This is a genomic window from Amycolatopsis thermalba, assembly GCF_003385215.1.
Lineage (GTDB): Bacteria > Actinomycetota > Actinomycetes > Mycobacteriales > Pseudonocardiaceae > Amycolatopsis_E > Amycolatopsis_E thermalba.
On record NZ_PQHW01000144.1, the window covers coordinates 1 to 14,382 of the forward strand.

The 14,382-nt window shown below is 70.9% G+C and carries 12 protein-coding genes; 2 read left to right on the forward strand and 10 right to left on the reverse strand.

The genetic code is table 11. The annotated features are described in order from the left end of the window. The 6 genes from D0D15_RS33025 to D0D15_RS33050 all read right to left on the reverse strand — a co-directional run. On the reverse strand, positions 1–1,570 hold a 1,570-nt coding region (locus D0D15_RS33025; protein ID WP_162830714.1), incomplete at its 3' end, for a dipeptide ABC transporter ATP-binding protein. Continuing rightward, positions 1,563–2,393 (reverse strand): ABC transporter permease, encoded by an 831-nt coding sequence (locus D0D15_RS33030; RefSeq protein WP_094006533.1) that lies wholly within the window; start codon positions 2,391–2,393, stop codon positions 1,563–1,565. The genes D0D15_RS33030 and D0D15_RS33025, both read right to left, overlap by 8 nt. Further along, positions 2,386–3,333 carry an ABC transporter permease gene (locus D0D15_RS33035; RefSeq protein WP_094006534.1) on the reverse strand — a complete coding sequence of 316 codons (948 nt, stop codon included), beginning with the start codon at positions 3,331–3,333 and terminating at the stop codon, positions 2,386–2,388. Before D0D15_RS33035 ends, D0D15_RS33030 begins: the two co-directional genes overlap by 8 nt. Continuing rightward, entirely contained in the window at positions 3,330–4,940 is a 1,611-nt protein-coding gene (locus tag D0D15_RS33040) for an ABC transporter substrate-binding protein (RefSeq protein WP_233157347.1), read from the reverse strand. The genes D0D15_RS33035 and D0D15_RS33040 overlap by 4 nt, the downstream gene beginning before the upstream one ends. Before the next feature lie 76 nt (positions 4,941–5,016). Continuing rightward, positions 5,017–5,649, reverse strand: a complete 633-nt coding sequence (locus D0D15_RS33045) for an HNH endonuclease family protein (RefSeq protein ID WP_094006535.1) — start codon at positions 5,647–5,649, stop codon at positions 5,017–5,019. A gap of 95 nt (positions 5,650–5,744) precedes the next feature. Beyond that, positions 5,745–6,413 carry a hypothetical protein gene (locus tag D0D15_RS33050; protein ID WP_198958274.1) on the reverse strand — a complete coding sequence of 223 codons (669 nt, stop codon included), beginning with the start codon at positions 6,411–6,413 and terminating at the stop codon, positions 5,745–5,747. 54 nt (positions 6,414–6,467) lie between these two features. On the opposite strand from D0D15_RS33050, the gene D0D15_RS33055 reads away from it, so the two are divergent. Then, a complete protein-coding gene (locus D0D15_RS33055; protein WP_094006537.1) occupies positions 6,468–7,754 on the forward strand; it encodes an adenylosuccinate synthase in 1,287 nt (428 codons plus the stop codon). A 227-nt stretch (positions 7,755–7,981) separates the two neighbouring features. Then, complete coding sequence (locus D0D15_RS33060; protein ID WP_233157348.1) at positions 7,982–8,470, forward strand: LLM class flavin-dependent oxidoreductase; 489 nt, start codon at positions 7,982–7,984, stop codon at positions 8,468–8,470. A 1-nt stretch (position 8,471) separates the two neighbouring features. On the opposite strand, the gene D0D15_RS33065 is transcribed toward D0D15_RS33060, so the two are convergent. From D0D15_RS33065 to D0D15_RS33080, 4 genes are all read right to left on the reverse strand, one after another. Continuing rightward, positions 8,472–10,124: a Na+/H+ antiporter gene (locus D0D15_RS33065; RefSeq protein WP_115945015.1), complete on the reverse strand. Its 1,653-nt coding sequence runs from the start codon at positions 10,122–10,124 to the stop codon at positions 8,472–8,474. A gap of 9 nt (positions 10,125–10,133) precedes the next feature. Further along, positions 10,134–11,354, reverse strand: coding sequence for a glycosyltransferase 87 family protein (locus tag D0D15_RS33070; RefSeq protein ID WP_094006539.1), 1,221 nt, complete (start codon positions 11,352–11,354; stop codon positions 10,134–10,136). 111 nt (positions 11,355–11,465) lie between these two features. After that, positions 11,466–12,998 carry a DHA2 family efflux MFS transporter permease subunit gene (locus D0D15_RS33075; RefSeq protein ID WP_094006540.1) on the reverse strand — a complete coding sequence of 511 codons (1,533 nt, stop codon included), beginning with the start codon at positions 12,996–12,998 and terminating at the stop codon, positions 11,466–11,468. A 198-nt stretch (positions 12,999–13,196) separates the two neighbouring features. Next, positions 13,197–14,264 carry a glycerophosphodiester phosphodiesterase gene (locus D0D15_RS33080; RefSeq protein ID WP_094006547.1) on the reverse strand — a complete coding sequence of 356 codons (1,068 nt, stop codon included), beginning with the start codon at positions 14,262–14,264 and terminating at the stop codon, positions 13,197–13,199. Between the last annotated feature and the right edge of the window lie 118 nt (positions 14,265–14,382).

The window sequence follows — 14,382 nt, forward strand, 5'->3', positions numbered from 1 at the left end:
CCCGGCGCAGCTCAGCTCCGGTTCGTTCCGCCACTCGGCCTGGGATTGATGCCAGTAGGTCCTTCGTGTAGGCGTGTTGGGGTCTCTGCAGCACCTCGTCCACCGGGCCGCTCTCCACCACCTCTCCCGCGCGCATCACCGCCACCCGGTCGGCCACCTGCCGCACCACGGCCAGGTCGTGGGAGATGAACAGGTACGTCAGGCCCAGCTCGTCCTGCAACCCGGCCAGCAGCGAGAGGATCTGCGCCTGCACCGAAACATCCAACGCGGACACCGGCTCGTCGAGCACCACCAGGTCCGGGCGCAGCGCCAGGGCCCGCGCGATCGCCACCCGCTGGCGCTGCCCGCCGGACAGCTCGGCCGGCTTGCGCCGCAGCATCGACGCCGGGAGCGCGACCTGCTCCAACAGCTCAGCCGGACTCCCGGGAGCCCGGAAAGCCCGCAGCGGCTCGGACACGATCTGGCCCACCGTCAGCTTCGGGTTCAGCGACGCGTACGGGTTCTGGTACACCAGCTGCATCCGCCTCCGCAACCGCCGCAGCTCGGCACCTCGCACGGCCGTCACGTCGACGCCATCGAACACCACCGAACCCGCGGACGGCTCCGCCAAGCGCAACACCAACCGCGCCGTCGTCGACTTGCCCGAACCCGATTCGCCGACCAGGGCCAGCGTCTGGCCCCGCGGGATGTCGAACGACACGTCGTCCACCGCGCGAACCTCGCCGAAGTCCTTGCGCAGCCCGGAAACCGACACCAACGCGGGCCCCGACGGCCGACGGGATCGCAGCGGCGCAGTAGCCAGGCTAGGCGCCGCCGCCAGCAATCGGCGCGTGTACGCCTGGGACGGCGCCGCCAGCAGCTCCGCACTCGGCGCCCGTTCGACCAGCCGCCCCTCCGACATCACCGCGATCTCGTCCGCCCGGTCCGCCGCCACCCCGAGGTCGTGCGTGATCAGCAACAACGCCAGGTTCTCCGCCGCCGCCAGCTCCGCCAGGTGATCCAGGATCCGCCGCTGCACCGTCACGTCCAGCGCGCTCGTCGGCTCGTCCGCGATGATCAACCGCGGCTTCCCGGCCAGCGCCGCCGCGATCAACGCCCGCTGCCGCAACCCGCCGGACAGCTCGTGCGGGTACTGCCGCGCCCGCAGATCCGGCCGCGAAACCCCCGCCCGCGCCAGCAACTCCACCGCCTCCGCGGCCGCGGTCCGCCGGGTCGCCAGGCCGTGGATCACCAGCGCCTCCCCGACCTGCTCCCCGATCCGCTTGACCGGGTTCAGCGACACCGTCGGATCCTGCGGGACCAACGCGATCTCCCGGCCGCGAACGCCCCGCCACGCCCGGGAGGACAACGAGGTCAGCTCACGCCCGTCGAACGTGATCGACCCGCCGACGATCCGCCCACCCCTCGGCAGCAACCCGATCACCGCGTGCGCGGTCGTCGACTTGCCCGAACCGGATTCGCCGACCACGGCGACCGTCTGTCCACTTCGTACGGTCAGGTCCACCGATCGCACCGCGGGCACGCCCCGGTACGACACGGCGAGATCCCGCACCACCAGCAGCTCACTCATCCCGTTCTCCGTCCAGCGCCCGCGACAACCGGTTCGCCGCCAGCACCACCGCGGCGATCACCAGCCCGGGCAACGTCGTCATCCACCAGGCGCTCGCCAGGTACGCGCGCCCCGCCGACACCAGCGACCCCCACTCCGGCGACGGCGGCGTCGCGCCGTAACCGAGGAAGCTCAGCGCGGAGATCTCCAGCACCGCGGTGCCGAAGCTGAGCACCGCCAGCACCACCACCGGCCCGAGCGCGTTCGGCAGGATGTGCCGGGTCAGCACCCCGAACCACCGAACGCCGCTCGCCCGCGCGGCCTCGACGTACACGCCCGTCCGCACCCGGATGACCTCCGCCCGCATCAGCCGGGCGAAGTTCGCCACGTTCGCCACCCCGACCGCGATCGCCACCTTCGTCGTGCCGAACCCGAGCGCGGTGACCAGCGCCAGCGACAGCAGGATCGACGGGATCGCGAGCAGCACGTCCATCACCCGCATCAGCACCGAGTCGAGCCATCCGCCCCGAGGCCCGGCGACCAGGCCGAGCACCGAGCCCGCCACCAGCGCGATCAGCACCGCCAGCAGAGTCGCCCGCAACGACGCCCCGGCGCCGTGCACGACGCGGGCGAACACGTCCCGCCCGGTCTCGTCGGTGCCGAACAGGTGCGCCGCCGACGGTCCCTGCAACTTCTCCCGCGGCACCCCGGCGAGCGGGTCGTAGCTGGTGAACACCGACGGCACCAGCGCCCACAGCACGACCACCGCGAGCACCACCACGGACAGCACCAGCCCGGGTCGCCGCACCCAGAAACCCGCCCGCACGGCGAGGACCTCAGACACCGGCCGCCTCCTTCCGGACCCGCGGGTCCAGCAGCGGGTACAGCAGGTCGACCGCGAGGTTGATCACCACGAAGACGAACGCGGCCAGCACCATCACCGCCTGCACCACCGAGATGTCCTGCCCGTTGACCGCCGCCGTGGTGACGCGGCCGACGCCGTCGCGGGAGAACACCGTCTCCGTCACCACCGACCCGGCCAGCAGCTGCCCGGTCACCACACCCAGCATGGTCAGCGCCGGGATCGCCGCGTTGCGCAACGCGTGTCCGAAGTGGACCCGCGCGCGCCCGGCGCCGCGGGCCCGGACGATCTCCACGTACGGCTCGGCGAGCTGCGTGCGCAGGCTCTTGGCGAGCACCTGACCGATGATCGCGCCGGTGGGCAGCGCGAGCGTGATCGCGGGCAGGATCAGCGACTGCACGCCCTGGTTGCCCAGCGCGGGCAGCACCCGCAGCTGGAACGAGAAGATCTGGATCAGCACCAGGCCCACCCAGAACACCGGCAGCGAGATCCCCAGCGGCGGCAGCGACAGCAGCAGGTTGCCCAGCCACCGGTGCCGCGTGTAGGTGCCGGCCAGCGCCGCGCCGCCGCCGAACAGGAACGCCAGCACCAGCCCGAGCCCGGCCACCGCGAGCGTCGGTGGCAACGCGGACAGCACCATGTGCGTGGCGCTGTCGCCGGTGGTGATGGACGTGCCGAAGTCGCCGTGCAGCGCGGCGAGCAAGCGCTTTCCGTACTGCACCGGCCACGGCTCGTCCAGCCCGTACTCGGCCTGCGCCTGGGCCAGCTGCTCGGCGGTCACCGTGGCGCCGGCGTCCCCGCCGCCGAGCTTGGCCAGCACCGCGTCGCCCGGCAGCAGGTAGAGGATCACGAACGACACCGTGAACGCCGCCCACAGCACGACCACCGCCTGGCCGGCCCGGCGCAGCAGGTGCCGCGTCATGAGCCCGAGACCCAGGTGTCGAACAGCTGCAACCGCGACGAGGCCTCGAAGTTCACCGCGTGCGCGTCCGGGCCGAGCGCCACCACCTGGGTCAGTTCGAACACCGGGATCGAGTACGCGTGGTCGACGATGAGCCGTTGCGCCTCCTCCGCCGCCGGCTTGCGGGCCGCCGGGTCGACGGTGGCGGCCTGCGCGTCCAGTGCGGCGTCGAGCGGGTTGCCCGGCTGGAGCCTGCTGCGGTTGCCCGCCTTGGTGGAGAAGGTGTTGCGCAGGATGTCCGGATCGGCGCGGGTCACGTTGTACCAGAGGAACTCGTAGTTCCCGGACTGCTGGATCTGCAGCGTCTCGGCGCTGGTGCGCGGTTCGAGCCGCAGGTCGAAGCCGATCCGGCGCAGTTGCTGCTGCAGCAGTTCCAGGACGCTCTGGCTCTGGTTGAACACCTGCGCGTACACGACCGTCGCCGCCAGCCGCTGCCCGTTCTTGACGCGGATGCCGTCCGGGCCGGGAACCCAGCCGTCCGCGTCGAGCAGCCGCGCCGCGCCCGCCGGGTCGTAGGCGAGCTGGGCGGACAGGTCGGCGTGCAGCGGGGTGGTCGAGGCCAGGATGCTGCTCGCCGGCCGGTAGTTCGGCGACAGGACGGTGTCGACGACCTCCTGGCGGTTCACGCCCTTGCTCGCCGCCTGGCGCACCGTCTCGTCGGTCAGGACGCCGCGCGTGACGTTGGCGTGCAGGTTGAACACGATGCCCGGGTTGGGCCGGGTCTGCGTGCCGAACCCGCCGCCCTGGAACTGCGCCTCGTCCACCGGCTGCACCTCGGTGGTCGCCTTGAGCTGGCCGGACAGCAGGCTGCCGGTGCGCACGCCGGGCTCGGGCACGATCTTGTAGTCGACCTTGTCGAGGTAGGCCTCACCCTGGTGCTGCCACAGCGACGAGCCCCAGTCGTAGCCGGGGCGCTTGGCGATGATGATGCCGGCGTTCTGTTTGAAGCTTTCGAAGACGAACGGCCCGGAGCCGATCAGCCCGTCGCCCTGGCAGCGCTGATCGGGCGTCTTCGCGTACGCGGCGGGCGCCAGGATGCCGAGCGACATGGTCGAGCTGGCCTGCAGGAACTGCGCGCTCGGCGCGGAGAAGTCGATCCGCACGGTCTGCGGGTCGACCACCGTGGCGCCGGTGTACGCGGCGAGGTAGCCGGAGCCCAGCTGCGCCTTCGCGCCGAGGGCCTTGATGCCGTCGAAGCTGGTCTTCACCGCGGCGGCGTCGACCGGGGTGCCGTCGGCGAAGGTCGCGCCGGTGCGCAGGTGGAAGGTGAAGCTCGTGGAGTCGGCGTTGCTCTCCCACCGCTGCGCGAGCCACGGCTCGATCTCGCCGGTGGCCGGGTCCTGGTCGGTGAGGGAGTCGACGAGCTGGCGGCCCACGTTGAGGCTGACGTTGGTCGCGGCCTGCTGCGGGTCGATGCAGTCGGGGTTGGAGCCGACGGCGATCGTCAGGGTGCCGCCGGGCCGGGGCGGTCCCGCGTCCGCCGCCGTCGAGCCGGACGAGCATCCGGCCACGAGCAGCGCGGCGGCAGCGGCGAGGGGCAGGGTTTTCGCGGGGAGGCTGGGAGACACGAGATCAACGCTAGGCACGATTCCAGCGGTCGAACCGTGCTTCCCAGCCCGTGGGCGAAACCGCGGATTCCTTGACTCAGCAGCGATCCAGCATCTCGGTCAGCGCCGCCTTCTCCGCGCTGTCGATCGTCAGCTGCCACTCGTACTTCACGTCGATCCACATCTTCGCGTAGGTGCACCAGTAGCTCGTGAGCGGCGGCTTCCACTCGTCGGGCGATTTGTCGCCCTTCTCCTGGTTCACGTTGTCGGTGACGGCGATCAGCTGCGGATTGGTCAGGTCGTTGGCGAACGCCTCGCGCTTGGCGGTGGTCCACGCCGACGCGCCGGTCCGCCAGGCGGCGGCGAGCGGCACGACGTGGTCGATGTCGACGTCGGAGGCGGCGGTCCAGGTCGCGCCGTCGTACGGGCTCTTCCACGTGCCGGAGGTGGCCGCGCAGCTGGAGTCGGTGACGACGTTCGTGCCGTCCCGCTTGAGCACGACCTCGCGGGTGTTGCAGCTGCCGCCCTGGTCGTCCCAGTGCGGGAACTTGTCGCGGGAGTAGCCGGTGGAGGTGCCGTCCGCCTTGACGGTCAGTGCCGCCAGTTCGGAGCGGGCGGTGGTCTCGGACGGGATGTTCGGCGGTTCGGCGACCGCGGTGCCGGTCGCGATGCCGGTGGTGAGCAGGGCCGAGAGGCCGAGGACGATCAGCGAGTTTCGGGCGATGCGCATGGTGCCGCCTTCGGGTGATCGGTGCGGACCTCCCGAAGGTCGGACATGAAGATGGCGAAAGCAATACCTGTGGGTGAGTTACCGACGACAGTAGGTCAACGATCAGTGATCGCCAGCAGGTCCTCGGTGTGCCGGTACCAGGTCCAGCGCGACACCGGCCGCGGGTGCGCGACCCCGTTCTGCACGACGTCGACCGGGTGGCAGCCCAGCTGGCAGGCCCGCCCGGACACCTCGGTGACCCGCCGGAACAGGCCCCGGACCACGCGCACGTCCACGCCCTGCTCCCCGGGCCGGACCACGAACGACCGCGCCGAGCCACGCAGCGCGACCGTGTCGTCACAGTAAGCCTCACCGGTGACCGGACCGATCGTCGCTTCACCCACCAGGACCCCGCCGCTGTCGTCGCGCACGAGCACGCGCGGCCGCGGCTCACCCTTGCGGGCGAGCGCGAGGGCCTCCGACGGGTCCGCGGGCAGCCCCCACAGCCGCGCCGCGGGCGAGCCCGGATCGGTGGGCACGTATCCCACCGGCGTGTCCCCCAACCGGTTCTTCCGCATGATTCGCACCACGACCGCGGCCAGGTCCGCATCCGTGCCCACGACGATCAGCGGCTCCCCGGAAGTGGCCTCGAGCAGGGGATCCACGTCGTTCCGGCCGGGCCGCCCGGGCACTTCCCGCACCCCTGGCTCGTTGCGAACGAGTGACGAACCAGACCCGCAAGCCAGCACCGTTCCCCGCGCCACCGGGTCCTCCGTTACGCTCATGCACCGGCATTTGCCTGCGCTGAATTTCCTGTTGCCGAATACCTGGAGTGTCACATGCCGGCCATCGTGCTCATCGGTGCCCAGTGGGGCGATGAAGGCAAGGGCAAGGCGACCGACCTGCTCGGCGACCGTGTCCAGTGGGTCGTCCGCTACCAGGGCGGCAACAACGCCGGTCACACGGTCGTGCTCCCGAACGGGGAGAACTTCGCCCTGCACCTCATCCCGTCCGGGATCCTCACGCCGGGTGTGACCAACGTGATCGGCAACGGCGTGGTCGTCGACCCCGGCGTGCTGCTCGACGAGCTGGACGGCCTGGAGAAGCGCGGCGTGGACACCAGCCGCCTGCTGCTCTCCGCCGACGCGCACCTGATCATGCCCTACCACGTGGCGATCGATAAGGTCACCGAGCGTTACCTCGGCAGCCGGAAGATCGGCACCACCGGCCGCGGCATCGGGCCGTGCTACCAGGACAAGATCGCCCGCGTCGGCGTGCGCGTGCAGGACCTGCTCGACGAGAAGATCTTCCGCCAGAAGGTCGAGGCGGCCCTGGAGTTCAAGAACCAGGTGCTGGTCAAGGTCTACAACCGCAAGGCGCTGGATGCCGACCAGGTGGCCGACGAGGTGCTGGCCGCCGGCGAGAAGTTCGCGCACCGCATCGCCGACACGCGCCTGCAGCTGAACAAGGCCCTGGAGAACGGCGAGACGGTGCTGCTGGAGGGGTCGCAGGGCACGCTGCTCGACGTCGACCACGGCACTTACCCGTTCGTGACCTCGTCGAACCCGACCGCGGGCGGGGCGAGCGCCGGCTCCGGCATCGGGCCGGGCCGGATCACGACGGTGCTCGGCATCCTCAAGGCCTACACCACGCGCGTCGGGTCGGGCCCGTTCCCGACCGAGCTGAACGACGCGATGGGCGAGCACCTGCGCAAGGCGGGCGGCGAGTTCGGCGTCACCACCGGCCGGTCGCGGCGCACCGGCTGGTTCGACGCGGTGATCGCCCGGTACGCCACGCGGGTCAACGGGATCACCGACTACTTCCTCACCAAGCTCGACGTGCTGTCCGGCCTGGAGCGCGTGCCGATCTGCGTCGGGTACGAGGTGGACGGCTTCCGCACCGAGGACATGCCGATGACGCAGACCGACGTGCACCACGCCGTGCCGATCTACGAGGAGCTGCCCGGCTGGTGGGAGGACATCTCGCACTGCCGGACGTTCGAGGAGCTGCCGGCGAACGCGCGGGCGTACGTGGAGCGGATCGAGGAGCTGTCGCAGGCCCGGGTGTCGGCGATCGGCGTCGGCCCGGGCCGCGAGCAGACGATCGTGCGGCACCAGTTCCTGTAACCGGTTCCACGGCCGGCGTGGCGGTGCCGGTAGCGGCCCCCACCACGCTCAACGGACGCGCTTGACGCGACTCCGCCGCTCCAACCCCGCGGCGGTGCGAGCTGCCCGGGTGGTGAGGCGGCTCCGCCGCCGAACTGAGCTGCGGGACGTGCGTGCCGGGTCGAGGCGAGGGCTCCCAGAAGCTGGGACGCGGAATCCACGCCACCCGGCCGCCGTTGCCGGTGATCATGAGCATCGGAGTGGCGCTGGCCGCGGTCGCCGGCGCGGACCCGGTGCCGCTGCTGGTCGCCGCGATGGGCCCGCAGGCGTTGCGCGCCACCGGTGAACTCGCCGACGGCACCCTGCCGTTCCTGGCCGGGCCGAAGGTCCTGGCCGACGAGATCGTCCCGGCCATCACCGCCGCCGCCGGCGGAAACCCGCGGGTCGTCGCGTTCGTCGCCGGGGTGGTGACCTCCGACATCGACCGGCTGCGCGCGACTGCCCTCGAACGACTGGCGTTCTACGACCGGATCCCGTCCTACCAGCGGGTCATCGGTCTGGCGGGCGCGTCGCGGGCCGGGGAAGTTGCGGTGATCGGCGACGAGGAGACCGCCGCGGCCGAGGTCCGGCGCTACTTCGACGCCGGCGCCACCGAGGTGGTGTTCACCCAGACCGACCTGGGCAGCGCCGACGATCAGCGCCGCACCTGGAAGCTGCTGGGGGAACTGGCCCGGTAGATCACGAGAGCCGGGCGGTGAGGGTGTCGGACAGGGCCAGCTCTTCGAGGTCGAGCTCACGCAGCACCTTGCGCAGCACCTCGTCGTCGAGTTTGCCCTCGGCTCGTTGCGCCAGCATCGTTTCCCGCTGGACGAGCAGCAGTTCGCGGCGCGCCTGGACGAACGCGGCGTGCGGGCTGGACTCGCGTTCCTCGGCGCTGAGCGAGATCGCCGCGACCGCTCCCCGGTACCGCGTTTCGACCAGGGCCCGCAGCCGGTTGACGAGCCGTTCGGCCTTCTCCCGCGGGATGTCCAGCCGGTCGCACAGCTCGGGCGTCAGCTGGTCCAGGCGCTTCAGCGCGGCGTGCATCGCCGCCTCGCGGGCGGCCATCTCCTCCTCCGCGTCCTGCTCGGCGTCGTCCTTGTCGTGCACGTCGAGCTTGCGGATCACCGCGGGCAGCGTGAGTCCCTGGATCAGCACCGTCCCGATCGCGACGACGAACGCGAACAGCTGGATCTCGGCCCGCCCGGGGAACGGCTGGCCGGAGTGGGTCACCAGCGGCACACCGGCCGCGGCGGCGAGCGACACCACCCCGCGCATGCCCGCCCAGGACAGCACGAGCAGGTTCCGCGTCGGCGGCCGTTCGCGTTCGCGGCCGAACAACCGGAGGGCGTGCGGCAGATAGGCGTTGAGGAACACGTACGGGAACCGGATGGCGATGGTGACCGCGAGCACGGCGATCGCGGACAGGAAGAGCTGCCAGTTGCCGCGCGCGTTCTCGTTCGCGCTCTCCAGCACGAACGGCAGTTGCAGACCCATCAGCGCGAACACGAGCGCTTCGAGCAGCACGTCGAACGACGCCCAGACGGACGAGTCCTGCACGCGCGTCGCCGGGCCCGCGTACAGCGACCGGTCGCCGAGGTACAGCCCGGCGGCGACCACCGCGAGCACGCCGGAACCGCTGAAGTCCGCGGAGAACGGGTGCAGGTGCTCGGCGACCACGTACACCGCGAACGGCACGATGATGCCGAACGCCGACTCCACCAGGGGGTCGTCGAGCTTGCGCCGGATGTAGGCGACGAGCACCGCCGCCCCGAGCCCGACGCCGATCCCGAGCACCGCGGCGACGAGGAACACCAGGAACCCGTGGCCGAGCGACCCCGCGGCGCCCAGCACCGCGGCGAGGCCGATCTTGTAGAGCGTCAGCGCGGCGGCGTCGTTGACCAGGCTCTCCCCGGTGAGGACGGTCATCAGGCGGCGCGGGAGGCGCTGGAGGCGGCCGATCGCGGCGGCGGTCACGGCGTCCGGCGGCGAGACGACCGCGCCCAGCACGAACGCCGAGGCCATCGGCAGGTCGGGCAGCAGCAGGTGCACGATGAACCCGACGACGAGCGCCGTGACGACGACGAGGACCACCCCGAGCCCGATGATCGGCCGGGCGGCGGCCTTGAACTGGGCGAACGAGCTCTCCCGCGCCGTGGAGTACAGCAGCGGCGGCAGGACCAGGGTGAGGATCAGCTCCGGCTCCATCTGCACCCGCGGCACGCCGGGGATGAACGAGACGGCCAGCGCGACCACGACGACCAGCAGGGGCGCCGACAGGTTGAACCGACGGGCGATCGCGGTGAGACCGAGCGCACCGGCGAGCACGCCCATCAAGGTCAGCAGCTCCATACCTGATCCTTACCCAGCGACACGCTCCCCACCCCGCGAGAGCGCGTCGTCTCGTGCACGGCCGAGCCGCGCGGCGAGCACCAGCGTGACCCCCGCGTACACGACGAACGGGCTGACGAGCAAGAACCGGCCGGTGATCGTGTCGATCGAGGGCGCCATCGCGACCAGCGCACCCGCCAGAGCCAGCCGGAGCATCGTCCGGTCACCGGTGCGCAGACCGAGGACCGCGTGCACCACGATCGCCGGCGCGAACCACACCCAGTGGTGCGACCACGAGATCGGTGACACCAGCAGGGCGGCGAACGCGTTGAGCACCACCGCCCGGGCCGGTTGACCCTGTGCGAGTACCCGTCTCATCCCGAGCACCGCCACTACGAGCACCGCGATGCAGGCCACCAGCCACACGGTGCTGTCCAGCCACGTCAGGCCGGTGCCCGGCCGTGCGATCGTTCCGCGCAGGGATTGGTTGATGCGAATGCCGAGGGGTCCGATGTGGTCGGTGCGGAAGATCGCCGAGGTCCAGTAGGACATCGAGTCCGCCGGCCGGGCGAGGTACGCGGCGATCGCACCGGCCACGAAGGTCAGCCCGGCCACGAGTGCCGCCCTGCGGTCCCGGTTGAGCAGGAAGAACAGCAGGAACGCCAACGGGGTCAGCTTGATCGCCGCGGCGATGCCGACCAGCAGGCCGCGCGGCCACCAAGGCCGCTCGGCCAGACAGTCGACCAGCACGAGAGCCATCAGCACCATGTTGATCTGGCCGTAACCGAGGGTGTCCCGCACGGGCTGGAGGCACAGCAGCGCCGGCGCGAACACGATCCCGGTCAGCAACCACGCCCACCGGTCGAGGCCGAGCGCCCGAAACACCGTCAACAGGCACAGCGGGAGCGGCGCCACTATCAGCAGGGCGGTGAACAGCAGGCTCGCCACCGGGTAGGGCACCAGCGCGAGGGGAGTGAACGCCAGGCTCGCGAACGGGGTGTAGGTGAACCACAAGTCGTTCACCAGGGTGTCGGCGTAGAGGAGGCCGTGGTTGAGCACGGTCCGCCCGGCCTCCTGGTAGACCGCGAGGTCCCCCTGGTTGCCCGGCTCGGTGGTCAGCACCTGCAGCACGGCGAGCACATCCATGACGACGACCGCACCCACCAGCACCCGCCTGGCGGCGACCAGCTCCGCGAGCAACCGGCGCCCCCACACCGGGGGACGCGGCCCTCGGTCCTCAACCTCGTGCATAGCCGTAGGACGCCGGTTGGCGGTCGCGGTTGTGTGTCAGTGATCATCCGGGACCCGGCACGCACGCGAAAAAGGGCCCCGGAAATCCGGGGCCCTTTCCGACGGTCCACGTCAGTGCATCATCACCGCGGGCGGGGCGCCCTCGGTGGCGTCCTCCTCCGGCGGCAGCGCCGGCTTCTTCGGCAGGAACAGCGCCGGGATCAGGCACAGCGCCACCAGCACCAGCGTCCAGGTGAACGTCGAGGCGAACGCGTCCGCGCTGCCCACCGCCGCCGCGTCGTGCGTCGCCGGGTTCATCAGCGCCGCCGTCGCCGCGAGCTGGCCCTCGCTGGTCGCCACGCCGAACTTCCCGGCGAGCAGGCTGGCCAGGATGATCGACACGATCGCCGACCCGACGGCGCCCGCGGTCTGCTGCACGATGTTCATCGCCGTCGAGGCGCGCGCCACCGTGCGCTGCGTCAGCGTCTGCAGCGCCGCGGTGCTGATCGGCATCATGCTCATGCCCATGCCGAGCCCCATCACGAACAGCGCGCCCATCAGCAGCAGGTACGACGTGTCCGCGCCGACCCGGGTGAACACCGCGACGCTCGCGATGATCAGCAGGATCCCGGGCAGCACGACCTTGCCCGCGCCGATCTTGTCGACCAGCCTGCCCGCGATCGGCATGGTGATCATGGCGCCGATGCCCTGCGGCGCCAGCAGCAGACCGGCCTGCAGCGCGCTTTCCCCGCGCACCAGCACGAAGTAGGTCGGCAGGATCAGCATCGACCCGAGGAAGGCGATCATGAACAGCGTCATGGTCACCATCGCGATGCTGAACGTCCGGTTGCGGAACAGGGTCAGGTCGACCAGCGGGTTGGCGACCTTCAGCGCGCGCACGACGAACGCGACGATCAGCACGATCCCGGCGAGCCCCGGCAGCCACACGTTGGTCGCGCCGACACCGCCGTGGTGCGGGATGTTCGACACGCCGTAGATCAGCGCCGCGAGACCCGGCGAGAGCATCACCATGCCGGCGAAGTCGAACTTCTCCGCCGGGCGCGGCTCGTCCTTGGGCAGCAGCTTCCACGCCAGCAGGATCGCGACCACGCCGATCGGCACGTTGATGTAGAAGATCCAGCGCCAGCTCACCGAGTCGACCAGCCAGCCGCCCAGGATCGGGCCGCCGATCGGGCCGAGCAGCATCGGCACGCCGAGCACGGCCATCACGCGGCCGACGCGGTGCGGGCCGGCGGTCTTGGTCAGGATCGTCATGCCGGCGGGCATCAGCATGCCGCCGCCCAGGCCCTGCAGGACCCGGAACACGATCAGCGACTCGATGTCCCACGCGGCACCGGCCAGCGCCGAGCCGACGAGGAAGAACGTGATCGCCAGCATGTAGAGCCGTTTGGTGCCGAACCGGTCGCACGCCCACCCGGTGACCGGGATGACCGTGGCCAGCGCCAGCATGTAGCCGGTCGCGATCCACTGGATGGTGTCGAAGGAGGTCTGGAACTCCAGCGTCAGGGCCTGGAGCGCGACGTTGACGACGGTGGTGTCGAGGATCGCCATCACGCTGCCGAGCACGACGACAGCGGCGACCTTGAGCACCGCGCTGTCGAGTTTGTCGGCGTCCGCGGGTCTTGGTTCCGAAGCAGTGGTCATGAAGTGGTCCGTCCAAGGTCTACGAGCGGGCAGGGCCGACCGCAGGAGGAAACCCCGAAGAAAAAGCGCAAATCCCCCTCAGTCCACTTCGAGACTAGCCGGGCGACAGGCTATGACGCGAAGACTTTTCACGTGGCCGGGATCACTTCAGCGCACAGCGAAAACGCGGGCACGGCGCGTGGCCGTGCCCGCGTCCATTCAGGACCGGACGGCGACCAGCGCGGTGTCCGGCTGGTCGGCGAACAGGCCGTCGATGCCGGTGGCGAGGAACGCGTCCAGCTCGGCGAACGCGTTTCCCCAGTCCGACGGGTCGGCCGACGAGCGCAGGTTCGTGGGCAGGAAGCTGTTCTCGTTGCGGAAGGTGTAGGGCACGACCTTCAGGCCGGCGTCGTGCGCGTCCTTCACCAGCGTGGTCGGCGTGCCGAGCGCGCCGGCCGCGGTCCGCGGGATGATCTGCGCCTTCTCCGGGCCGAGGAAGTCGGCGTAGGTGGAGATCTCCTTCAGCCCGGCCGGGGTGACCAGGTCGGCGTAGGTCCGCTTGTCACCGGCGGCGACGAAGTCGGCCGGCGCGCCGGTGGCCGAGGTGAGCTGCACCAGCGGCACCTTCACCTGCTTGCTCAGCGCCTTGAGGTTGGCCACCTCGAACGACTGGATGATCACCGGCGCGGTCCGCTTGTTCAGCCCGTTGCGGTTGAGCAGGTCGACCAGCTTCGGCTCGGTGGGGTTGCCGATCGAGGCGAAGTACGTGGAGTGCTTGATCTCCGGGTAGGTGCCCAGCGTGCGGTGCAGCTCGCGGCCGAGGCGCTTGGTGAGGTCCAGCACCTCCTGGTAGGTCGCGATCTGCCACCGACCGTTGTAGATCTTGTTGTCCGGGCGGATGTCCGGGATGCGCTCGGTGGCCCGCAGCGTCTTCAGCTCGGCCAGGGTGAAGTCCTCGGTGAACCAGCCGGTCAGCGCGACGCCGTCGATGACCTTGGTGGTCTTGCGGCTCGCGAACTCGGGGTGGGCGGCGACGTCGGTCGTGCCGCCGATCTCGTTCTCGTGCCGGGCGACCAGCTGACCGTCCTTCGTGGGCACTAGGTCGACGTCGACCCAGTCGGCGCCCTGGCGGTAGGCCAGCTCGTAGGAGGCCAGCGTGTGCTCCGGCCGGTAGCCGGGCGCGCCCCGGTGTCCGACGACCACTGGTTCGGCACGCTCCTTGTCAGCGGGGGCGGCTTGGCTCGCGCTGGTGACGCCGGCGGCGCCGACCAGGAACAGGCCGGACAGCGCCAGGGCGGCGAGTCTTCTCCGCACGTCAACCTCCTGTGGGGACGGAAGGGATCTCCGCGCCACTCTCACCGGCGAGTACTACGGCCGCCACACGGGCGGGGGACGGGTGGCTGGC

Bases quoted from the DNA above. Each gene is read 5' to 3' on its own strand.
- D0D15_RS33060 (WP_233157348.1), top strand. From the start codon at position 7,982: ATGAGCATCGGAGTGGCGCTGGCCGCGGTCGCCGGCGCGGACCCGGTG.
- D0D15_RS33035 (WP_094006534.1), bottom strand. From the start codon at position 3,333: ATGACGCGGCACCTGCTGCGCCGGGCCGGCCAGGCGGTGGTCGTGCTG.
- D0D15_RS33065 (WP_115945015.1), bottom strand. From the start codon at position 10,124: ATGGAGCTGCTGACCTTGATGGGCGTGCTCGCCGGTGCGCTCGGTCTC.
- D0D15_RS33070 (WP_094006539.1), bottom strand. From the start codon at position 11,354: ATGCACGAGGTTGAGGACCGAGGGCCGCGTCCCCCGGTGTGGGGGCGC.
- D0D15_RS33055 (WP_094006537.1), top strand. From the start codon at position 6,468: ATGCCGGCCATCGTGCTCATCGGTGCCCAGTGGGGCGATGAAGGCAAG.
- D0D15_RS33075 (WP_094006540.1), bottom strand. From the start codon at position 12,998: ATGACCACTGCTTCGGAACCAAGACCCGCGGACGCCGACAAACTCGAC.
- D0D15_RS33050 (WP_198958274.1), bottom strand. From the start codon at position 6,413: ATGAGCGTAACGGAGGACCCGGTGGCGCGGGGAACGGTGCTGGCTTGC.
- D0D15_RS33045 (WP_094006535.1), bottom strand. From the start codon at position 5,649: ATGCGCATCGCCCGAAACTCGCTGATCGTCCTCGGCCTCTCGGCCCTG.